Consider the following 24082-nt stretch of genomic DNA (forward strand, 5'->3'; position numbering starts at 1 on the left):
CACACACACATTCCTTCTAATCTCATACTGTTGTTTTGGTTAATAAGTGTTTCATTAATTTTTTTCGTCTACGGCTCAGAAATTTTCAAACATTCTATTTTTTTGCGCTGTTCGTTAAGATACATAGTTTACACAAGTTAAAGATTAGGTGTTTACACTAAATTAGTTTCTAACCTTGTTGATTGTTGTTTATGTCTTAGATTTCTTTGATCAAAGAAACCTAAAAATACATTTCTATAATAGACTTTCCAAATACCATTACCTAGCTCTTGGATTCCTACATATTTTCCTTTTAATGCTGCAGTTAAATACACCCAATAATAGGACTTCCATCTTATAGCTCCGCTCTTCGTTACTTTTAGAATTTTATACTTAGAATCATAGTCAAAATCTTTTATTTTTTCAGGGAATGGTCTACAGGAAAAATCGTGTACATCCGCTGGTGTTTTCATATCTAAAGCTTCGTGTGGTCTTATGTGATTATATTCCTTTACAAAGTGGTTTAAACGCCTTTGTTGTGCTTTTAGATCAAAGGCTGAAGGTTTGGCACAAGCCGCTTTTAAATCGCGATGCATACGTTCATGTCTACCATTTTGTTCTGGGTGTGCTGGGTCAGAAAATACAGGGATAATACCTAGTTCTATAAACCAATAAGAGAGTTGTGTAAATCGTTGTATGGCTCTTACAGATCCAAAGGGGCTTCCATTATCAGTATGTATTTGTTTTGGGATGCCGTAGGTTCTAAAAACCTTTGTGAATGCTGTCTTGGCAGCTTTTAGTGTTTCTTTGTAATGTCCTTTGGCGGCGAATAAGAATCGACTTTTAGAGTCCGCTATAGTTAGTGGATGACAGTAGATTTTATTACCCATTAAGAACTTACCTTTATAATCGGCACTCCATACTTCATTACAGTTTTTGGGGTCAAAAATAGGGTGTATAGGCTTTACTCTACGCATTCGTTTTTGAGGGGATACCAAACCGTTTTTTCGAAGAATATTATGAACCGTAACCACAGAAGGGATTTGCTCTTTTGGAAATTCTTTAAACAATAAAACCCTAATTTTCTTCGCCCCCCATAACTTATATTTTTCTTTTAACTTAAGAATACTTTCAATGATTTTTTGATCCGTTGTATTAGGATGTTTTCCAGGCTTTCTGGATAGTTCTTTTAGACCTTCAAAGCCTTGATTTTCGAATCGATGAATCAATTTATAGGCTGTTGGTCTGGAGACTCCAAAACTCTTACATAATTCTGTGATGGTATACTTTCCTGTTCGCCATTCACAGATAAATTCAATTTTTTGTTTCATAGTTGTTGTCGTTTTCCAAGGCATGATAATTTGATTTTTCCCTCAAATTATACCTTAAAAAGTGTAAACTATGTTTCTTTAACTTTGTAAAGGATGTTTGTTTAACGTACCCGCTTGTAGGTAACGTTTAATATATGTGTCGTAGCAGAGTAAAATGTTACCAAACCATCGACATTTCTGCGCATTGGTTGCTAACTTTTACTTTTTGCAAGCATTGCGCTTTACCAAAAAAATACAACAACCATTCAATTCATCACTTAGCTGCTATGATCACATATATAGTGTTGTACACAGGTTTTATTCTAATAAATTATTTTTAATCAGCGAGTCTAATTCCGCTTCGTATTTTTTACGCCAATCTTTTCCGTTTCTTTTATTCAGATACTTTTCAATTTGGGCGTTATACGAGTCAATTCCACGTAATTGAGGTCCAGTTACTAAACAGCCAACATTGGATTCATGAAATCCGTATTCCTCATTCAACCCGATACAAGGAACTCCGCAAGGATAGGAAGGTATTCCAACCATTGCAATTCTAGGAGAATCACGCCAAATGTCAATTTTTGCAGTCAAATAATTAAATCTATTAAATAGCCCGAATTGCCAAAATGAAATTCCAATTATTAAGATTCCGATTCCAATTCTTATTTTCTTTTTAAGTGTCATTTGTCAACTTGTGTACAAAAATGTTGTAATAACAATTGCTATTATATTCCATTTATAAATTTTGAATTTATAAAAATATAAGTTCTAGAATTCTATATAAAACCATTCTTTAAAAATGTGACGAACTTAATCTTATAGAGGATGAATTTTAAATAAATTTACATTAAAGAAATATTTCACTTTTAATAATACCATGATATTATTAAAATAGGTTATAAAATAAAAAAAACCAGAGTATAACAACTCTGGTTTTTTATAAAATATTTTAGACTAATTAGTTACATGTATTACCTGTATCGGTCACCGCCCCTGGATTAGTAGAATTATTATTTATACATACAAATCTTGCCGCACCTGTTGGTTCAAAGATGGTATTATTAAGCAACGTTACTGATGAGTTATCTCCGAATAATCGAATTCCATCACTCTCTGTAGGGCTAATTTTAGTATTTCCAGAAACTTCTATATTAGAAGCATCTCCAATTTGTAAACCACCATCAACCTTATTGTTTTTAAATATAATACCATTGGTCTTTGTGAAGTTTACAGCTTTAGAAGTCGTAAATGTATTATCTTCTAAGGTTACACGATAGTCACTATATTCTGGCTTATTATTAAGCTGTGCAAAATATACATGAAAACGACCACCATTAACTGTATTACGCTTTAAGGAGATGTTTTTTGCAAAAGAATTTGTAGCGCTTATAGCATTACCAGATGTAGTAATGTTATTATCATTAAATTCAGAATTCTTAGATTTTCCAAATTGTAATCCTATAGCACAATCGGTTATCGTATTATTAGTGATATCCGTATCATCGGCATTGGTAGCAATTGCCAGGTCATATCCAGAGATGTTATTACCAGAAATTATATTGTTAAAAGCAGTTTCACCACCATCTGCTGCAAATATGGCAAATCGCTCTTTAGCCTTTTCAGATAATGCTTTAAACGTATTATTAATGATTTTTGTACCGTTGGTGTGTGTAAACACTAATTGGGTTTCAAAATTATTTTCCTCAACAGTTACGGTCTGACCAATAGTAATAGAAACACATCCGCCTCTACTACCAGTTTCGGTATTTCCTTTGATAAGGACATCAAAAACTCTTTCAAATTCTCTAAGCTCTCCTGTATCAGGATCTCTTCTTCTTGTGGCTTCAATATTAATAGCATATCCAACTTCACCACCATCAGAATTTGTAGAAACGTTACCAGTATTGGTAAACGTATTATTTAATATTTTGATATCTCTACCTTCTGTCAAAGCGATACTCATTCTTCTACTATTCTCGAATATACAGTTTTGTACAGTTACGTTAGTAGTAGGATTATAGGTATCTGGATTAAAAGAAAAACCAATAGAGTTAATATTAAGAGAACCACTGGATCCATCAATAAATCGAACACCATCTATGGTAACATTTCTTCCAGCATTGATTAACAAAGTATGTGAGCCATACTGTCCTGCTAATTCGCCAGGAGGGTAGGCTCGTATATTTCTATCACCAATTAAATTTCCTCCAGATATAGTAATATTTTCTGCATCACGTACAGCTAATAGGGCTCCTCTTTCATTTTCTGCAACACCAGGAAAAACACGTAGGTTAGTATTATCAGACATGACCAGATTAAAATCAGAAGGGACATTAACTGCTTCAATAGCCTTATGATGAACTATAGTATAAGGTGCTGTTGGATAGTGTATCTGGAAAAAAGCATCAAACTTACCAATCTGAAAAGTCTTAGCTCCATAGCTTTTTGTATACTCAAATAATCGTTCTAGCTCAAAAGTATTTTCTTGAGCAATCTCAGAAGTGGTAGTTCCTTCGACAATACCGTTCCACCGCGAAGCAAAAAATTTAAAGGTAGGTTCTTTAAGTTGTACATCTCCTTCGATTTCTATACTAGAACTTAAAAGTTCACCAGCGATAGTACCACCGGCAAAAATTAATTTTCCATTTTTAACATCACCACCGTCAAATTCAAATTTAACATTAGCTGGTAGTGTGATCGTTTCTCCTTTAAGATCTAAAACACAATTAAATACGATTGTAGAATTGGCAGCAACAGTAGATAGGTCGAAATCACAAGGAGTAGTAACCACATTTGGTGGTGTATCAGCTATTGGATCAATAACAGGAACTTCTCCTTCAGTATCTGGCGGAGCAACTTCATCAACATTTTCTTTGCTACAGGAAATAGCAATACAGCTCATAAAAATAAGTAGGTAATAAGGTAACTTTTTCATTGGGGGGATATTTATTTGGGTTAATTATTATTCTGTTTTTAAGTTATTTACCATTTTTTTTGAGTTTGTTGTTACTTTTTTGAGTTAGTTATTAAGTGCACTAACGTAAGATTGAGAAATTAATTGTGTAAATTTTATTTGGAAATGTTAAATTTTCTTCAAAAAACGTAAATACTTGATTTTAATAGCGTAAACCTTACTTTTTTTGTTGATTTTCCGCAGAAAACAACAGCATTTTTACTAGTTATTTTGCCTGGCGATTAAAAAATAAAAGAAACCATAATTTAAAGTTTTCAAACACTCACATATAACTATATTTGTATCCGAAAATATTTTAGAATCAACTCATTGTTATTGTAATTACAAATTGATAATGAGTTTACTAGTTATACTTTTTAAGTCTGGGGAAAATGCAAAAAATAATTAGGGTTACTACCGTACCTATATCATTAGGGAAATTATTACAGGGACAATTAAAATTTATGTCTCAATATTATGATATCATTGGAGTATCGGGAAAAGGAGAAGGGCAATTAGATATGGTGTCACAGAATGAAGGGGTGCGTGTGATCCCGGTTGAGATGACTCGTAAGATTACTCCGATCAAAGATTTAAAAGCGGTCTACAGGTTATATAAAGTTTTTAAAAAAGAAAAACCGCAAATAGTTCATAGTCATACTCCTAAGGCGGGAACATTGTCTATGTTGGCTGCAAAGCTGGCAGGTGTGCCTCATCGTTTACATACGATTGCCGGATTGCCATTACTAGAAGCTACAGGAGCAAAGAGAGTACTGTTGGATACAGTAGAAAAAGCTACTTATACCTGTGCTACCAAAATTTACCCCAATTCATCTGGGCTTAATGACATTATTATAGCTAATAAATATACGTCATCAAAAAAATTAAAAGTTATCGCCAATGGGAGTTCTAACGGGATAGATACTTCGTTCTTTGATCCGGGACTTTATACTAAAGAAGAAAATCTTAAATTATCTGAGAGTCTTGGTATTAAATCTACAGATACAGTAATTATATATGTTGGTAGACTGGTAAAAGATAAAGGTATACATGAGCTTATTGATGCGTTTAAGAAATTAAATACAGCGTCTGCTACTGTCAAATTATTGTTGGTAGGTACCTATGAAAAGGATTTAGATCCATTATCCCCAGATACCGAAGAAGAAATTAATACCAATCCAAATATCATTACCGTAGGCTGGCAGAATGATGTACGGCCTTATTTTGCAATTTCTGATATATTGGCATTTCCCAGTTATCGCGAAGGGTTTCCTAACGTAGTGATGCAAGCTGCATCTATGGGATTAGCAAGTGTTGTTACTGATATTAATGGCTGTAATGAGATTATAACAGAGGGTATAAATGGCAAAATCATCCCGGTAAAAGATGCAGAACAGTTGTTTCAGAATTTAAAAATGCTGGTAGAAGACAAGCCTCAACGAGATACCTTGGCCGGCAATGCGCGAGAATCGATCACTAGTCGATATGAACGAAAGGTAGTTTGGGAAGCGCTGCTGGAAGAGTATCGCACGTTGTAATTATGGAGGACAGATACAAACTTATATATAAAAATTGTATCTGTTTTTGCACATAATTTTTTAATAACAATTCCTTGTTAAAAAAAGTTAATTCAATGAGGTAAAAACCGAAATATTGATTGTATATTTACTCTCGATTTTAGATATAGAATCATAGACAAATTATTAGCTTCATTCCCTGGTAGTATAAATAATATTTGTCTGTTTATTCCCCCAATTTTTAGTGTTATGTGATTGTCCTGGATACATTTTTAGGATCATATCATTTTGTTGTTAATATTAATGATTGTAAAGGAGATAGTAATTCTTTTATTTCACTTTTTAACAAATGGTTTATACATTTGTTGGAGTAAATAATAGAGTCCCTTTTATGGCCGTCTAAACTTTAAAAAGGTGTATAAGTTTTTTATAAAAAGAAGTCTTGATTTTAGTGTGTCGCTACTATTCCTGATCTTTATTTTACCTGTATTTATATTATTGATTCTTTTTCTGGCTATTGCAAATCGAGGCAAACCATTTTTTGTTCAAAGAAGACCAGGTAAAAATGAAAAGATTTTTAGCATCATTAAGTTTAAGACTATGAATGATAGAAGAGATGCACAAGGAAATTTATTGCCAGATAAGGATAGAATAACCAGAGTAGGAGCATTTGTAAGAAAAACTTCTTTAGACGAAATTCCACAATTGATTAATGTAGTACTAGGAGAAATGTCCCTGATAGGGCCTCGCCCCTTGATAATAGAATATTTACCTGTGTATAATGATGTTCAAAAAAAGAGACATAATGTAAGACCGGGTATTACCGGATTGGCCCAGGTTAATGGAAGAAATTCTATTACCTGGAAAAAAAAGTTCGAATATGATGTATGGTATGTAGAAAATTATAATTTTTTGTTAGATCTAAAAATAATCGGATTAACCTTAAAAAAGGTAATACAAAAAGAAGATGTGAATCTATCCAACGATCTGACATCAGAATATTTTGACGGTACAAACTAGTTATATTTCTTAGGAATAATAGATGAATAAAAATTTAAACATAGTAGCCTTAACCAAAAAAATGCTTAGAGAAGGTATAGAAAAAAATACCTATTGGAAAGGAAATCTTACTCCATTACCAAAAAGTAAAGCATTATGGTTAGTTTCGAATTCGAGAATAGAAGAGGAGGACTATTGTGGAGTTATTGGTTACGAAGGCGAAAAAATGATCTCTTTTGTTTTTATGTTCCCCGATCTACTTAATAATGGAATTGGAGAACCATCAAAAGTGTATTGGATGATCTCCTGGTGGGTGCATAAGGATTATAAAGATACAGTTCTGGGAACCTATATCTATAATGAAGCTGTAAATCTAACAGGAAAACAAATACTCATAAAATCGTATGCAGAAAATGTAACTACGTTTTACGAAAAACAACCTTTTACTGTAATAGCATCAAGATTAAGACATACTATCTTCCTTAGTCTCGATGCATCTATGCTTATAGGAAGGTTTCGGTTTTTAAAATCAATTAAATTTATCTTAGATAGAATTGATAATACAGTAGCATCATGTATTAGGTTACTAAATAGACCTAAAGCTAGAAAAAGAACTAAAACACTTTCTTATGAGTATATTAATCAGTTGGATGATGCGACCTGGCAGTTTATAGATCCGCTTTGCAAAAATGACCTGATCTATAAAACAAAGGAATATGTGAACTGGCAGATTAATGGGATGCAGTATATGCAAACTCCAATTGCAACAAAACATCCATATACATCATTGCAAACAGGAACCAGTAATAATATTTATATTCATAATCTTAAAATTATAAAAGAAAATGAAATTATTGGTTTTTTATCTTATGTGATAAATTATAATGAGTTTAATGTTAAATATTTTTTGGTAAAAGATGAGAAAAATTATGATGTATGTATCGATGCTTTAATAGAGAATTTTATCCAAAAGAAAACGAAATTCATTTTTACAGACGATACCAAATTATCAGATAATATAACGAAACGATATAGGACTATTTTTACCCATAAAGTAATAAAAAAAGGATTAGCACACGATGAGACTAGTCTCGATTTTGAAAATTCAAATATGTTAAATAGAGATGGTCATTTTTATTAAATCAAAAAGATGAAATTTGTAAAAACACTACAAGAATCGATAGAAAACCATTCTGATCATAATGCATTATGTATAAATCATACGTTTTATACATATCATGATTTTGCTATTGAAATATCTAAAATAAGAAATGCCATAGCTAATACTGTAGAAGATTCTGAAAAACTAATTGGTTTAGTTACTAATGATGATCTTCAGACCTATGCAAGTATCCTTGCACTTTGGCTCGAAGGGAAAGCATACGTTCCTGTAAATCCATCAACACCAATTGAGCGTAATAGTAAAGTTTTTGAATTAACAGAAACACAATATGTTATTGATTCTTCTGAAACCTCAATTTATAAGAATTATAAAGTTATTACTTCGGGAGCATTAGATACTACAGATATTAACCTGAAGCCTAAGGATGTTTCTGGAGATCAGTTAGCATATATATTATTTACATCAGGTACTACTGGGCTTCCTAAAGGGGTTCCTATTACTTTTGATAATGTTAATGCACTTGTAAATGCGATTGATGCTGAACCAGAATTTAATCTGGTTCCTTCAGATCGATGTTTACAAATGTTCGAACTTACTTTTGATTTTTCTGTAGTAACCTATTTATTTCCTTTCTTATCAGGTTCTTGTATCTATACGATACCAAAAGGAGCAATTAAGTACTTTTATATTTTTAAACTTATTAAGGAACAGAAACTTACGGTTCTTACGATGGTACCTTCGATCATAAATTATCTAAGGCCGTATTTCCCCGAAATTAATGCTCCCGATGTGAGATATTGTAGTTTTGGCGGAGGAGCACTACATAGTGATATTGCTAAAGAATGGAGCGAATGCCTTCCTAATTGTAAAATATTTAATTATTACGGCCCTACAGAGTTTACTGTTTATAGCGGCTTTTATCCATATCATAAAGAAACTCACCAAAAAGCTCATAATGGAATAATAGCTATAGGGACGCCGCAAAAAGATACATTGTATCTTGTTGTAAATAAAGATAATGAAGAAGTGCCGGTAAATGTAACAGGAGAACTGTCCTTGGGAGGACCACAGATAACTCCTGGATATTGGAAAAATGAAGAGCGAAATGCTCAAAGTTTTTTTGTGAGAGAAGAAAATGGAAAAAAACAACGTTACTATAAAACCGGAGACCTTTGTTTTAAAGATGAAGAAGGAGATTTTTTATATGTTGGTAGAGCAGATTTTCAGGTAAAAATTAGAGGATATCGAGTAGAGCTGGCAGAAGTAGAATTTCATGCAAAAACAAAATCAGAGAGAAAGGTGAATATGGTTGCTTTAGATATTACCAATGCATTAGGTAATGCAGAGTTAGGCTTGGCTATAGAATCTGAAGAATTTGATACTGAAGAGATATTCAATTATATGAAAACTAAAATGCCTGATTATATGATTCCGGGACATGTACGATTTATAAAAGAGTTTCCGCACAGTATCAACGGAAAAATTAACAGAAAAGAATTAAGAACATATTTTGACATAAATTAAATAATCAATAATGAGTAAAGAAGAGATTTTATCAAAAGTAAAAGAAGCTTTTATATCTGTATTAGAACATGATAATTTTCAGCTTGCCGATGAAACTACAGCAGATGATGTTGATGGGTGGGAATCTGTAACGCATATGATGATTATTTCTGAAGTCGAAAAATCTTTTGGGATTAAATTTAAACTAATGGATTTAATGAATATGAATAATGTTGGGGATTTAATAAGAACCATAGAATCAGAATTATAACTATATAAAGTACTTTTGTAGGTATACCAAGGAATAATTTATAAAAAAACATGGATGGATAAAGTTTTGATAATTGGTGCTTCGGGTCACGCTAAAGTGATTATAGAAACTATTGAGTTGAATGCAAATTATCAAATTCATGGTCTTATAGATACGTTTAAACCAAAAGGCGAAAAATTACTGGGTTATGAGATTCTTGGTACAGAAGATTATATTAAAGATCTTGTAGAACAAGGGATCAATAAAGGAGTTATTGCAATAGGAGATAATTGGACTAGGTTTTTAATGCAAGCGAGGATAAAAAAAATATCTCCGGATTTTGAATTTATTACAGTAATTCATCCTTCAGCAATAATTAGTCCGACTGTTGTGATAGGTAAGGGAAGTATAATACTGGCTTCTGTTACTATTAATGCGCATGCAAGGATTGGAGATTTTTGTATCATGAATACCGATGCTAATTTTGATCATGATAGCGATATACAGGACTTTTCTAGCTTAGCGCCAGGAGTTACTGTTGGAGGAAATGTTAGTATAGGTACATGTACTGCAATATCATTGGGCGCAAATATTATTCAAGGTATTACTATTGGAAAACATAGTATTATTGGAGCAGGTTCTTTACTTCTAAACGATGTGGATGATTTTAAACTAGTGTATGGTGTCCCTGGGAAAGAAATAAGAACTGTTGTAAAAGGAGAAAACTATTTGTCTAAGTCCTAAGAAAAGAGATTGTGATTTTAGAAATAACGATAAGTTTAAAGAAATAAAGCGTTGTTAATTAAATTTATAAAAGCAATAAAAAATATATGTACAACCCATATGTAAAACGATTATTAGATTTTGTACTTTCCTTTTTGGGTATAGTAATGTTATCTCCCATTATACTAGTGTTGGTTCTAATATTAATTGTAGTTAATAGTGGTAAGCCATTTTTTTTTCAGTTAAGACCGGGAAAAAATGGTCGACTTTTTAAAATCATTAAATTTAAAACAATGTCTGATTTAAGATCAGAAGATAAAGGTGATGTGCACAATGTTTCTCGTATAACAAAAGCAGGAGCATTTATTAGAAAATACTCCTTAGATGAGATTTTACAACTTATTAATGTTTTAAAAGGAGATATGAGTTTAATAGGTCCAAGACCTCTTTTGGTCGAATATTTACCTTTGTATAATGAGACGCAAAAGAAAAGACATGATGTAAGGCCAGGTATAACAGGATGGGCGCAGGTAAAAGGTAGAAATACAATATCCTGGAGTCAGAAATTTGAATATGATGTATGGTATGTAGAAAATCTAAGTTTTATCTTAGATATTAAAATTTTATTTTTAACCATAAAGAAAGTAATTAAAAAAGAGGGTGTAAACATAGATCAAAACACCATTATGCCTGCTTGGAAAGGAAATAACTAACAAAAAAACTTTTATAAAAGTTCTGTAGAACGACATAATTCACACAACCAACAAATCAACTTAAATTTAGTAATGAGTAAAATGAAAATAACTGAAGACCCCAAAAAAATAAGGATTTATGGAGCTGGTGGGCATTCTCAAGTCATACGAGAAGTATTAGAAGAGAACGGTTATGAAGTAACCGAAACTTTTGACGATAAACCTTCTGGACGCCATCATGCGTCTAAGAATGTAACTTCTGGAGCAAGAAGAAATCTAAAAGAATTTCCACATAAAGGATATCCTGTAATTGTGGCAGTAGGTATAAATGCAGAAAGAGCAGAAATAGCTGGTTTCCTAAAAAGTGATTTTGAAAAGGCGATACACCACTCAGCAATTATAGCCCCAACTGCAAAAATAGGAGAAGGTACCGTTGTTTTTGCGGGAGCGATAATTCAACCCAATACGGTTATCGGAGAACATGTAATTATAAATACAGCGGCAAGCATAGACCATGATAATATTATAGGAAATTTTGCACACATCTCGCCAAAAGCTGCTTTATGTGGCCATGTTGAAGTTGGAGAAGGTTCACATGTTGGAGTTGGTGCTGTTGTAATACCAAAAGTTAAAATAGGAAAATGGTGTACCATTGGCGCAGGAACCGTAGTTTTAAAAGACGTTCCTGATTATTCTACAGTTGTTGGTAACCCTGGTAAAATTATAAAAACAAAACTTACAGACTTGAAGCTTAATAACAAACCAAAATCGTCAGATATCACTTTTATTGGTTCGGGAATTTCATCATCCTTCACTATTTTGCATTTCTTGGATCTTATCGAAAACCATAAGACAAAAAGAAAGATTAATATTAATATAATCGATAAATATCGAGAGTTTCACTCAGGGATACCATATGGGTCAAGATCTGGTTTTTCGGTTCATCTTATAACATCTTTAAAAAACTTTTTACCAGAGCCAGAGTTGGGGAAATTTATTAAATGGCTTAATAACAATAAGAATTGGTTATTAGATGAATTAAAAAAAGATGGAGGTACCTTATCTTCCGAATGGATTACCAAACATGAGGATAAAATTAAAAATAATGAGTGGGAGGATCTTTTTATTCCTCGCCGCTTTTTTGGATGGTATATCAATGAAAAAGTAAAAAACAGATTAGAAGAATTTAAAATCAAAGGTGCTATTGATGTTAATTACATCAATGCAGAAGTGATAGATATAGAAAAATTAGAAAATACATATGAATTGCTTCTAGATAACAAAGACACTGTTTTTTCTGAAAAAGTTATCTTATCTGTTGGTTCTCTACCCGTTAATCACCTTTGGAAAAATGAAGATATAATAGAAGAGGATAAATTACTTTTTGTAAATGATCCTTACAGTTCTGAGTTAAAGACAACTTTAGAGAAAATAGATAGCTTTCTTGAAAAACAGTCAGAAAAGAAAACTAATGTGCTTATAGTAGGAGCCAATGCGAGTGGATTAGAGTTGCTGTATAAGTTAAATGACGTCGAAAATATAAAGTCCAGAATTAATAAATTCATTATTCTTTCTACTCAGGGATTATTGCCAGATGCTGTTATTGATGAAGAACGAAAAAAAGAATACACACCTTTTAACTTACAGGCATTAACCAAAGAAAAAAATATAACTGCAAAAATTATAGCAGAAGCAACATTTAAAGATTTGGATTATGCCGATCAGATTGATCTGGGAGCAGCTTCTACGGTAGATATTATATCAAAAGCTTTTGGTGCTTTATTAAATAAGTTAAACCCAGAAGAATTAAAAAAGTTTGCTTGCTATTATGGTAATGAAATAGGAAGAAGACAACGATGTGCCGGTTTTCATTATTCTAAAACCGTTGATGAATTGAAGGAGGAAAATCGTTTTGATCATATTGCAGGACGATTTAGAGATATTGATAATACAACTACGGGAGAATATTCTCTAGAATATTTAGATACAAAATCTGGGAAAAACAAAATCTATGAAGATTCTGTTGGGATAGTAATTAATTGTGTGGGTAGTACAAATCTAACCAAACAAAATATCCCAGAATTGTTAAAGAAATTAATAGAGAAAGGATATTGCAAACCTAATGATTCTAAGATAGGATTTGAGGTTAATGAGCAATTAGAAGCTTCTGATAATTTACATATTGTTGGACCACTACTAGCGGGAAATGTGTTTGATGGAAAAGCTGTGTGGCATGTAGAACATTGTGGTAGAATTATTTGGTTATCACAAGTGTTATCTGAAAAAATAAATGATTACTTTTTAAAAAAAACAGAATTAAAAGAAAAACCTATATAGTACTAATAAACAACCATACCTAACTAATATTTTTACAATTGGAGCAAAATTACAAACTGTTAATTAAAAACCTTGATGAAAATTCAGACATCATAGAATATAAGACGCTCCTTCAAAAAAAATGGAACAATAATGTATATTATTCGGCCGAACATTTGTTACATTTTGAGAAGGACTCTGATACGCTAAAATACTTTTTGTTTGAAAAAGATAATGAGCCTGTTATTCTAATGCCTTTTGTTTTTAGAGAAATAAAGATAAAAGATAAGAAACATCCGTATTTTGATGTTACAAGCCCATATGGCTATAGTGGACCTTTGTTTAATGATACTGTGACAGAAGAAGATATTGTTCAATTTTGGAACAATGTTGATCAATGGTATATGGATCATAATGTAGTAACAGAGTTTATTCGATTTAGTTTAAATGGAAACCACAAAAAATATTCGGGATGTGTAACCAATACATTATCAAATGTAAGAGGGCATCTTTTAGAAAATTTTGACGATCAATGGGTGGCATTTTTACCTAAAGTTAGAAACAACTATAGAAAGGCAGTAAATCACAATTTAGTGTTTAAAATCTTTCATAAGCATGAAATAACAAAAGATATCATTAAAATCTTTAATGATATCTATGTGAATACGATGAATCGCAATAATGCAGATCGTATTTATTTTTTCTCCAATACTTATTTTGAAAACCTGATATTATCAAATTTAGATAATTTTTCTATTGCCATTGCATATTATGAGGGTACCCCAATTTCTATAGAACTTATCATTGGTTATAAGGATACTATTTTTGCATTTCTTGGAGGAACAAATGCAGAGTATTTTAGTTATAGGCCCAATGATTTTCTTAGAGTGAAAATTATAGAGTGGGCGATCAATAATAAGATCAAGTGTTATGTCTTAGGAGGAGGTATGAAAGATGGTGATGGATTGTACAGACATAAAAAATCACTTTTTCCAAAAGATGAGGATGTAATTTTTCATACCGGCAGAAAAATTATTAATGAAAAAATTTATGATGAGCTATGTCTCTCTGCCAATCTAGAATATTCTCATGTTCATAAAGAGAATGTAAAAGATTACTTTTTTCCCTTTTATAGATTAAGTATATGAAAAAGGTCCAGATAGATTATTTTTTTGAGCTTTTTGAAAAAGGATTGATTCCAAAAATCTTTCCTAAGATTGGTACTTTAGAAAGTGAAGAAGGATTAATTAATCCAGATTATGATGAAAAACTAATAAACAATCCCGATACGGTTTACTCGGTTTTCTTTATAGCTGATTATCTGAAGCCAGAACTTAATAAAAGAGTGTTTAATCTAAAAAAAATTGATCAGTTTTTTAAAGGGTATGCTATTTTACTGGAAGGTTTTGCTAGTGCAGATGCTTATGTAAAATATCGTTTCAGAAGTAATGCAAAAGGAATAAGAAGGAGAGTAAAACGACTCGAATCGTGTTTTCAGATTTCATATAGAACATATTATGGTGGAATAGAAGAGGAGGAATACGATCTATTGATGGATTGTTTAGAAAAAATGTTGATCAGAAGATTTAAACAGCGTAATGATGTGAGTCAAAGTCTTATTCGATGGGATCACTATAAAAGCATATATTTTTCTTTAATCAATCAAAAAAAAGCATCATTGTTTGTTGTTTATGACAATGATAATCCAATAGTTATATCACTTAATAATCATTTTTACGGACAACTATTTAGTGCAATATCATCATATGATATTGATTACCGAAAATTTAGTTTAGGGAGTGTAGAGATTTATAAGAAATTAGATTGGTGTATTGCAAATAATCATAAGTCTTATGAGATGGGGATGGGAGATCTTACTTACAAAAGAGAATGGTGCAACCATATCTATAATTTTGAACACCAAATAATCTATCCCAAAAAATCTATTTCTGCTGCTGTTACTGCCGCTATTGAATATTTGAAAGTAAGTTTTAAAGAACTTGTTTTTAAAATAGCCTATGTTCGATATAAAAAATATAAAGCAAAACGAAAAAAGAATACTGTTGCCTTACAGGAACCAACATATCAGGCATTACCTATAATAGAAGTACAGGATGATAAGCAATATCCTATAATAGATTATAATAGTGCCGAGTATAATTTTTTACGGAAAATTGTGTTTGACTTTTTGTATACGAGTATTGAAAAAGTATCAGATGTTAAAGTGTTAAAAGTTTTAGAAGAAGAAAATACATATTTGATTATAGGGAAATCGAAGATGCAAAAAATTGTTTTTGAGACCAATTCACATGTGTCCTAATTGATGTCGTTTTTTTACAATCCAGACATTGTATATCGGTATATATTTGTGATATGAAAAAAACAATTATAGCACGATTAAGTGTACAGAAAGAAAGTACTGATCAATTTTTGATACATGCAAAAAAGATGGTTCGGGAAAGTAATTTAGAAGATGGTTGTATGACCTATCGTTTATATCAAGAAATAGATGTCGATACAGAGTTTATTTTTTATGAAGAATATACAAATATGAATGCAGTTGATGCTCATAATTCTTCGAATCACTTTAAAGAGTTTATCTCACTAGTATCTTCAATGCTTACATTAGAACCAGTAATAGAAGTCTTCTAAATTGTTAATCAATAAAACGTCATATAAACCTAATAAAAGTTTGGCAACGTATGTTGATCGAATTTATGTGCTAAAACATTCGGGAGCATTTAAATTGCCTGCGATTTTGCCTGGCACTGGTTTAGAATTGTTGTTTCATACTCATGAACCACTGCTAATAAATAATTATAAATGTGATAATGGGCATATTATTTGCCCTAGAAATTCAATATTACATATAGATGAGTTTAGTGATGTTTCTTTTATATCGGTTCGATTTAAAAGTGGGGCTTTTCGTCACTTTTCTTCAATTCCATATATAGAGCTAAACAATCAGTTTGCTTCTGTCGAAGATATTTGGGGTTTCAGAGGTAAAGATTTTTTAGAGAAACTAAATGAGCACCATACTATTGATAACAAAATTAAATGTATAGAATCCTTTTTGCTTAAGTGTTTGTATGATTATCATGATAAACAAAATGACAAATGGGATACTATCATGCATTCTTTGTATAAGCAGTATAATTCAATTTCTTTAAAAGAATTAGCTGCTTATACTAATTTGAGTTACCGCCAGTTTGAAAGAAATTTTAAATCTCAATTTGGGATTACACCAAAGAAAATCCAACGAATTATACGGTTTGAAGCTACAGTAAAAAAAATACTATTAAACAGAAATCCTGGGTATTTGTCTACTGCATTAGATCATGGCTATTATGATCAAAGTCATTTTATTAACGAATTTCAGTTTTTTACAAAAGAAAAGCCTTCTAACTATTTTGTAACAAAAAATTATGATCATCATTTTTATGATAAATCAATAAAAACACTAGAATGATATTAGTTTTTTACAAAGTTGGTATCTCTTAAATATTGGGTAATATCTTTTGCTATGATATCTCTACCGTGATTGTTCCAGTGTCTGTCATAGATCAAAGTGGTAGAACGATCAGAAGTTTCAAAAGAAGCAGAGAAATCAATGTAATTAAATTCATTTTTTTCTAAATACGATAAAAATAGAGGATTTGTTATTCTGGAGTCTAAAAGAAGCGTAAATCGTTTTTTATCATATCCATATTTAGAAATCAAACTTTTGAAGTTGGCCAGGTATTTTTCTTCATTTTCTTTTTTAATTCTTAAAATTTCGGCATCATCTATCGAAACTGTCTTTTTTTTAGGTTTAAGCATATTAAGGAATCGATACATTAGTTCCTGAGGAGGATCTAAAACCCCAATGCTTTTACAGTATACTATTAGTTTACTTTTTTTAAGCATTTTGTTTATGGGAGATTCTAAAGCTAATCGACTATTAACAACCCGATATTCTGCACGGGTTAAATCGTTAGAGAATTTTATGCCCAAAATAACGTGGTCAATAAGGTCGAATTGAGAAGCATACGAATGTATCAGGTGCAGTTGATCTGCAAAATCATAGCCGGCATAACCATATTCATATACTTCAATTTCAGGAATAGCATTTTCAATCTTTTTACCAATAGAGTTATAGTAGTTTTGATGAAACCCTTCTATAAATGAATCCCCAACCAATGCTACTTCTATTTTATCTTTTGTTGGAGTAAATTCTCTATAAGAATTATACCCTGTTGTATTAATATGATATTCTGAAAAATTTTGCCTTCTGTTTCCGGTAACCGAAAAACCATTTTGGTTTGGTTTCCATTTTTCTACTTTATATTCGTCGAGAAATCGGGTAGGAGTGTCTTTTCCTAAATGAAAAACACGCACTAATCCTTCTAATACGATGAGTATTAAAAAAACATATAAGATACTTTTGATTATAAGTTTTTTCATGCGACTTTAAAATTATATCATAACGCTTTTTTTATTGTCATTGCCTATTTTTAATTAGAATTGGAAATAGATAAATGATCTGTCTATGTTGTCATCAAAGAACAGTAACATTCCTAAAATTACTAAAGTATATGCAACAAATCTCACGATTCTAGACTTAAATTTAAAAGGAGCACGCTCGTCTCTTCTAATTCTAAATTCATATAAAATAAAAAGACCTAACAAGATAAAATAATCTATCATACGATACCCTAAAGGATGTTGATAGGTTTCATAAGAAAAATTGACATATATCTGTTCTAAAAAACCAAAAGCATCTGTGATGGACTCAGATCTAAAGAATACTCTAGAAAATGTGACTAATAAAAAAGTGAGTAAAATTTGTGAGATTTCTGTTAAAGAGGGGAACCAACGATTTTCTGCTACCACAGTATTCATATAAATACGATTTCGCCCCATTAAAAAAACAGGAATGTATAAAACAGCATGAATTGCTCCCCATACGATAAAAGTCCAGTTTGCACCATGCCAAAAACCACTCACTAAGAAAATGATAATAATATTTCTAACCGATTTAAGTTTACTTACTCTGCTTCCGCCAAGAGGGATGTATACGTAATGTCTAAACCAGGTAGATAAAGAAACGTGCCATCGCTGCCAATATTCGGCAACATTTCTAGAAAATGTTGGAAACTTAAAGTTAGACATTAGTTCTATTCCAAATAGTTTGGCGGTTCCTATAGCAATATCAGAATATCCACTAAAATCTCCATAAACCTGAAAACTAAAAAGCGACACACCAAGGATTAAAGTAGAAGCAGAATAATCGTTATAATTAAGAAAGATGTCATCTACAATTGGTGCAATAGAATCTGCAATAACTACTTTTTTAAATAATCCCCAAAGTATAAGTCTTAGACCTTCTGTACATTGTGTGTAATTAAAAATTCTTTTGGTGGTGATTTGTGATAAGAGATTAGAAGCTCTTTCTATGGGACCAGCAACCAATTGAGGGAAAAAGCTAACAAATGTAGCAAAAGCAATAAAATTCTTGGTTGGAGTTAATCTTTTGTAATAAATATCTAATGAATACGACATGGTCTGAAACGTATAAAAAGATATCCCTACAGGTAAAATAATCTGTAATGTCCACGTGCTTTTAAGTTCGTATCCGAAAACAGAAAGAAAATCTACCCAGGATCCTATAAAGAAATTGTAGTATTTAAAGAAGCCTAAAAGACCGATGTTAAAAATTACACTTACCCATAACCAGGCTTTTCTTTTTGAAGTAGAATCATTGGCGTGAATAGTTTGACCAATAAAAAAGTCAACAACTGTACTTGCCAGTATAAGAAATAGAAATCTCCAATCCCATAATCCATAAAAGATATAACTGGCGATAAGTATAAATAAATTCTGAACCTGAATTTTTTTATAGAACACAAACCAGTAAAGAACAAAAACGACTGGCAGGAATATAAAAAAATCTAAAGAATTGAATAACATCTATACTGTATATAATTATAAAATTCGGAGAAGGGGTATATAAAGAAATATTGCAAAAATATCTCATTGCTATTGAAGGGCATAAATTTTGTGTATTTAATTTTATAAATCAAATATTTATGAGATTATTTTTTATTTCATGCCAAATAATAGGTTTTGTTATAAAAAAAATGATGATAAGTGGGGGAAATCCCCCTATTCATAAATAGGTGTTATCCCCATGAAATTAATTTATTATTAAGCTATACTTGTAATACCCAAAATAGTTTACAAAAAAGTAATACAAAAAATGAATTTTGGTTATGCATTATGTATAATTTTGCGGTGAATTATGATTTTAGGTATAAATTCGTTTTTTATTACAAGTAGTTTTATGGAGTATCTATAATACTTTTCTTACGGGATTTCCGTATTGTAAGACAATATTTAGGCAAACGTGAGTCATTGAACGTTTTTTTTAAGTATTCTGTCTAAAAAATTAAATTTTGAATTGTTAATTGATTTAACTAGACTATTTTAGCTTTGGAAAACAAATTTAGAGTAAGTTCAAAAAAGGAAGTTCTACCCCCCTTCTTCCAGCGTTTTTTAGATTGTCATCAAAAAGATTTGACTAATTATTATACATGTTGTGTAATTGTTATGTCAATAGGAAATTATTGTTCATTATTAATGGGAAAATTATGAATATAATTGATTCAAAAAAAATATGGCTTTCTTCACCGCATATGGGTGGATCAGAGCAGAAATTTGTGAAAGAAGCATTTGACACAAACTGGGTAGCACCTTTGGGTCCAAACGTTAATGGATTTGAGAGTGATATCGAAAGTTATCTTGGAGAAGATGTTTATGCCGCAGCATTAAGCTCTGGTACAGCTGCATTGCACCTCGGGTTAAAACTACTTGGTGTTACAGTGGGTGATGAAGTGTTATGCCAAAGTATGACATTTGCTGCTTCGGCCAATCCAATAGTATATCTTGGTGCTAAACCTATATTTATAGATAGCGAAAGAAGTACCTGGAATCTATGTCCAGATCAACTAGAAATAGCAATAAAAGATAGAATTTCAAAAGGTAAAAAGCCTAAAGCAATTATTGCTGTCCATTTATATGGAATGCCATATAATGTAGAAGCTATCCATAAGATTGCTTCAGAATACAAAATCCCAATATTAGAAGATAGTGCAGAAGCTTTAGGGAGTTCTTATCAAGGAATTAACTGTGGAACTTTTGGTGATATTGCAATCCTTTCATTTAATGGGAATAAGATTATAACTACATCTGGTGGTGGAGCACTTGTTTCAAAAAAACAACAATATAAAAATAAGGCCATTTTCTTGGCAACTCAAGCCAGAGATAATGCACCTCATTATGAGCATTCTGAAATAGGATATAATTACAGGATGAGCAATATTACTGCAGGTATAGGAAGAGGGCAGATGGAAGTTTTAGACGCCCATGTAGCCAATAGACGTAGTAATTATGAATTTTACAAAAAGAATCTTGAAGATTCATCTGAAATAAAGTTTTTAGAAGAGCCTTCGGGATATCATTCTAATAGATGGTTAACTTGTATAGAAACCAGTTCTTATAAATTAAGAGAAGGAATACGGTTATCATTAGCAGAAGAAAACATAGAATCAAGACCGTTATGGAAGCCCATGCATCAACAAGCTGTATTTGCAGATTGTGATGCGTACCTCAATGGAATTTCTGATGACCTATTTGATCGAGGCCTTTGCTTACCCAGCGGGTCTAATCTTGAAGAAGATGATTTATATAGAATTGTATCAGTAATTAAAAATGTATTGAGATGATAAAGAGCTACCTTATAAATAATTCGCATAAACACGCATCTAAATGGCTTGTTTTATCAATTGATGTGTTAATTACGATCTTTAATTTCTTTTTGGCGTATGTAATTAGATTTGGAATCACTTTAAATTTTGATACTACTAATTTAATATACCAATTACCAATTATAGCGGGGTTATCTACCTTAAGTTTTCTAATGATAGGCTCCTATAAAGGAGTGGTTAGACATACAGGAATGAGAGATGCTTATAACCTGTTTCTTGCTGTAACTATCTTAATTTGTTTAATGGGATTCTTTATGGCATCCAGTAGATTAGCACTAATGCCAGAATTGCTAAATATCCCTGTGTCTATAATTTGTGTGCATTATTTATTAAACATTATAACACTTACTACAAGTCGTTTGGTGTTTAAATATTGCTATTACTATGTGAAATCAAAAATAGGAGAGACTTCAAGAATATTGATTTATGGAGCAGGAGACTCTGGATTAATAACCCTTGCTGCAGTAACTAATGATTCTAATAGATCTTTGTCTGTAGTTGGTTTTATTGATGATAATTCTCAAAAAATTGGAAAAACCATTAATGGGATTAAGGTATATCCTTCGGGAATGATTGATCAAAGCTTTATCACAAAAAATAATATTAAGGAGATTGTTGTATCAATTCCGCATATAAGTAAGAAAAGGCTTTCAGAAATTTCTGATAACTTGCTTAAGCTAAAAGTTACCGTTAAAATAATCCCTGCAGTAAATGATTGGATTGATGGTAAACTAAAAGTTTCTCAGATTAAAGAAATTCAAATAGAAGACTTATTAGAAAGGGCTCCTATTAGTATGGATAATCAGAATATCACACAAGAACTTAATGATAAAGTGATTTTGATAACAGGAGCAGCTGGATCAATAGGAAGCGAAATAGTAAGACAAGCTTCATTTTATAACTATAGACATCTTGTTTTGGTTGATCAGGCAGAATCTCCATTATATGATTTACAACAAGAACTTTTAAGTAAAGGAGTAACTAATTTTACGCCAATTGTTGCCGATATAAGAGATCATCAAAGAGTAGAAACTATATTTGAAAAATATAGACCTAATATGGTCTTTCATGCAGCTGCTTATAAGCATGTACCTCTTATGGAGAATAATCCTTGTGAGGCAATTAAAATTAATGTACTTGGAACCAGGAAACTGGCAGATTTGTCATCTGAGTTTGGTGTAGATAAGTTTGTTTTTGTATCTACAGATAAAGCAGTGAATCCTACAAATGTAATGGGAGCAACCAAGAGAGTTGCCGAAATGTATATAAAATGTATTAATGGAACCAGTAAAACTAAATTTATTACCACTAGATTCGGAAATGTACTGGGGTCGAATGGATCTGTTATTCCATTATTTAAAAAACAAATTCAAAAAGGAGGACCGTTAACAGTTACTCATAAAGATGTAACTCGCTTTTTTATGACTATACCAGAAGCTTCTCAATTGGTTATAGAAGCAGGAACAATGGGTAATGGAGGCGAAATATTTATCTTTGATATGGGAGAATCTGTAAAGATTTTTGACCTCGCAAAGAAAATGATACGATTATCTGGCCTTAGATATCCAGAAGATATAGATATAAAAATAACAGGCCTTAGACCTGGAGAGAAATTGTATGAAGAACTCCTGGCTGATACAGAAAATACGTTGCCAACATATCACAAGAAAATAATGATAAGTAGATTTGATGATAATGATTGTGTATTGGTAAAAGATAAAATTGATGACCTTTGTATTATGAATTTACTAAGTCAGGATCATCAAATTGTAGGGAAATTAAAAGAGATAGTTCCAGAATTTATCTCCAATAATTCTACGTTCGAAAGTATTGATAAAATTAATAAAAAAAGTATTCAAGGCAAGCGAGAAGTTCTTGCATAGAGCTTGATGTAACAAAAAAGTAGGGTATTATATAGTAAGGGAAAAAATACCTTCAAAATATTTTAGTAAGAAGAGATAGGCTTGTTTAGGGGAATAAACTTGCCTAAATGTTTTATGGTGTTCTTTTAGAACACATGAAAGGAAAATAGTATAGATAAAGCAAAATCTTATTGCTAAACTAAATAAAGTTATATTTTTGTAACTCATTAAAAGGCTTACTTATAAAGTATTAAAATATGCGATGTAGATTTTTGTTATTATTTGTGGTATTAATATCAGTTTTTTCCTGTAAAGTACCTGAAAATGTGGTTTATTTTCAAAATTCTGCAAATTTGGAGAAGATTTCTTCTACAAATTCTTTCACCTCTGTTTTTAAAGTTGATGATATTGTTGGCATACAGGTTTCTGCAGCAGATATGGATGCGGCAAGACCATTTAATTTGATGCAAGGTTCTTCTATATCGCTAGGAGAAGGTGGAGGAGGAAATACAGCAAGTTCTGCTGGGTCAAGTGAACCTACGTATCTAATAAACGAAGAAGGAAATATTGATTTCCCTGTTTTGGGGGAGCTAAAAATTGCTGGCCTAACTCGAATCGAGGTTAAGGAAATGATTAAAGAAAAATTAAAAATTTATATCAATGATCCTATAGTAAGTGTACGGCTTAAAAATTTTAAAATTACCGTTATGGGAGAAGTGTCAAGACCTGGTTCTTATACAATACCCAATGAGAGAATTACTATTATTGAAGCCCTTGGTTTAGCAGGAGATATGACTATTAAAGGAAGAAGAGAAAACCTAATGGTTATTAGAGAAAATGAAGGAGTAAATACATATCATCGTGTAGATCTTACTTCTAAATCAATTTTTGAATCCCCTGTATATTATCTAGCACAAAATGACGTTGTTTATGTTGAGCCAAATAACTCAAGAATAAAAGAATCCAAAACACGTAATAATACCCTTGGTGTCATTATTAGTATTGTTGGTGTAATTATATCTGTAGTAACTCTAGTTGTAAGATAAT

The 24082-nt window shown here is 31.4% G+C and carries 20 protein-coding genes; 15 read left to right on the top strand and 5 right to left on the bottom strand.

The window, feature by feature from the left end; all coding sequences use genetic code 11:
- Positions 1 to 152: 152 nt before the first annotated feature.
- The 3 genes from NNL09_RS18505 to NNL09_RS18515 all read right to left on the bottom strand — a co-directional run bounded on the left by NNL09_RS18505 (position 153) and on the right by NNL09_RS18515 (position 4227).
- The gene (locus NNL09_RS18505; protein ID WP_196912086.1) at positions 153 to 1310 is read right to left on the bottom strand and encodes an integrase core domain-containing protein; all 1158 of its coding nucleotides are present in this window, start codon (positions 1308 to 1310) and stop codon (positions 153 to 155) included.
- A gap of 297 nt (positions 1311 to 1607) precedes the next feature.
- The gene (locus tag NNL09_RS18510) at positions 1608 to 1976 is read right to left on the bottom strand and encodes a hypothetical protein (RefSeq protein WP_196910317.1); all 369 of its coding nucleotides are present in this window, start codon (positions 1974 to 1976) and stop codon (positions 1608 to 1610) included.
- A gap of 274 nt (positions 1977 to 2250) precedes the next feature.
- Positions 2251 to 4227 (bottom strand): right-handed parallel beta-helix repeat-containing protein, encoded by a 1977-nt coding sequence (locus NNL09_RS18515; protein WP_081748205.1) that lies wholly within the window; start codon positions 4225 to 4227, stop codon positions 2251 to 2253.
- Between the two features lie 410 nt (positions 4228 to 4637).
- Between NNL09_RS18515 and NNL09_RS18520 the strand changes: the two genes are divergently transcribed.
- The 12 genes from NNL09_RS18520 (at position 4638) to NNL09_RS18575 (ending at position 16837) form a co-directional block, all read left to right on the top strand.
- Positions 4638 to 5783, top strand: a complete 1146-nt coding sequence (locus NNL09_RS18520) for a glycosyltransferase family 4 protein (protein WP_196910316.1) — start codon at positions 4638 to 4640, stop codon at positions 5781 to 5783.
- A 393-nt stretch (positions 5784 to 6176) separates the two neighbouring features.
- Positions 6177 to 6782: a sugar transferase gene (locus NNL09_RS18525; RefSeq protein WP_196910315.1), complete on the top strand. Its 606-nt coding sequence runs from the start codon at positions 6177 to 6179 to the stop codon at positions 6780 to 6782.
- Between the two features lie 22 nt (positions 6783 to 6804).
- Entirely contained in the window at positions 6805 to 7902 is a 1098-nt protein-coding gene (locus tag NNL09_RS18530; protein ID WP_196910314.1) for a hypothetical protein, read from the top strand.
- 9 nt (positions 7903 to 7911) lie between these two features.
- Positions 7912 to 9408 carry an AMP-binding protein gene (locus NNL09_RS18535; protein WP_196910313.1) on the top strand — a complete coding sequence of 499 codons (1497 nt, stop codon included), beginning with the start codon at positions 7912 to 7914 and terminating at the stop codon, positions 9406 to 9408.
- Positions 9409 to 9418: 10 nt separating this feature from the next.
- Positions 9419 to 9658, top strand: coding sequence for an acyl carrier protein (locus tag NNL09_RS18540; RefSeq protein WP_025663562.1), 240 nt, complete (start codon positions 9419 to 9421; stop codon positions 9656 to 9658).
- Positions 9659 to 9712: 54 nt separating this feature from the next.
- Positions 9713 to 10381, top strand: a complete 669-nt coding sequence (locus NNL09_RS18545; RefSeq protein WP_025663563.1) for an acetyltransferase — start codon at positions 9713 to 9715, stop codon at positions 10379 to 10381.
- A gap of 86 nt (positions 10382 to 10467) precedes the next feature.
- Positions 10468 to 11073 (top strand): sugar transferase, encoded by a 606-nt coding sequence (locus tag NNL09_RS18550; protein WP_196910312.1) that lies wholly within the window; start codon positions 10468 to 10470, stop codon positions 11071 to 11073.
- 81 nt (positions 11074 to 11154) lie between these two features.
- Positions 11155 to 13389 (top strand): NeuD/PglB/VioB family sugar acetyltransferase, encoded by a 2235-nt coding sequence (locus tag NNL09_RS18555; RefSeq protein WP_160170044.1) that lies wholly within the window; start codon positions 11155 to 11157, stop codon positions 13387 to 13389.
- Between the two features lie 38 nt (positions 13390 to 13427).
- The gene (locus tag NNL09_RS18560) at positions 13428 to 14516 is read left to right on the top strand and encodes a GNAT family N-acetyltransferase (protein ID WP_025663566.1); all 1089 of its coding nucleotides are present in this window, start codon (positions 13428 to 13430) and stop codon (positions 14514 to 14516) included.
- On the top strand, positions 14513 to 15688 hold the full coding sequence (locus NNL09_RS18565; RefSeq protein WP_196910311.1) for a GNAT family N-acetyltransferase: 1176 nt from the start codon (positions 14513 to 14515) through the stop codon (positions 15686 to 15688). The genes NNL09_RS18560 and NNL09_RS18565 overlap by 4 nt, the downstream gene beginning before the upstream one ends.
- 53 nt (positions 15689 to 15741) lie before the next feature.
- On the top strand, positions 15742 to 16020 hold the full coding sequence (locus NNL09_RS18570; protein ID WP_025663568.1) for a putative quinol monooxygenase: 279 nt from the start codon (positions 15742 to 15744) through the stop codon (positions 16018 to 16020).
- Position 16021: 1 nt separating this feature from the next.
- Positions 16022 to 16837, top strand: a complete 816-nt coding sequence (locus NNL09_RS18575; protein WP_317193923.1) for an AraC family transcriptional regulator — start codon at positions 16022 to 16024, stop codon at positions 16835 to 16837.
- 2 nt (positions 16838 to 16839) lie between these two features.
- Here the strand turns inward: NNL09_RS18575 and NNL09_RS18580 are convergent, their stop codons facing one another.
- Both NNL09_RS18580 and NNL09_RS18585 read right to left on the bottom strand, forming a co-directional pair.
- Entirely contained in the window at positions 16840 to 17811 is a 972-nt protein-coding gene (locus NNL09_RS18580; protein WP_196910309.1) for a hypothetical protein, read from the bottom strand.
- Between the two features lie 54 nt (positions 17812 to 17865).
- Positions 17866 to 19317, bottom strand: a complete 1452-nt coding sequence (locus NNL09_RS18585; protein WP_196910308.1) for an MBOAT family protein — start codon at positions 19315 to 19317, stop codon at positions 17866 to 17868.
- A 680-nt stretch (positions 19318 to 19997) separates the two neighbouring features.
- On the opposite strand from NNL09_RS18585, the gene NNL09_RS18590 reads away from it, so the two are divergent.
- The 3 genes from NNL09_RS18590 (at position 19998) to NNL09_RS18600 (ending at position 24081) form a co-directional block, all read left to right on the top strand.
- On the top strand, positions 19998 to 21131 hold the full coding sequence (locus NNL09_RS18590; protein WP_196910307.1) for a DegT/DnrJ/EryC1/StrS aminotransferase family protein: 1134 nt from the start codon (positions 19998 to 20000) through the stop codon (positions 21129 to 21131).
- Complete coding sequence (locus NNL09_RS18595; RefSeq protein WP_025663573.1) at positions 21128 to 23056, top strand: nucleoside-diphosphate sugar epimerase/dehydratase; 1929 nt, start codon at positions 21128 to 21130, stop codon at positions 23054 to 23056. The genes NNL09_RS18590 and NNL09_RS18595 overlap by 4 nt, the downstream gene beginning before the upstream one ends.
- 332 nt (positions 23057 to 23388) lie before the next feature.
- On the top strand, positions 23389 to 24081 hold the full coding sequence (locus NNL09_RS18600; RefSeq protein WP_231389118.1) for a polysaccharide biosynthesis/export family protein: 693 nt from the start codon (positions 23389 to 23391) through the stop codon (positions 24079 to 24081).
- The last annotated feature ends 1 nt before the right edge of the window (position 24082 follow it).

It is taken from the genome of Aquimarina sp. EL_43, from assembly GCF_943422735.1.
GTDB classification, from domain to species: domain Bacteria; phylum Bacteroidota; class Bacteroidia; order Flavobacteriales; family Flavobacteriaceae; genus Aquimarina; species Aquimarina megaterium.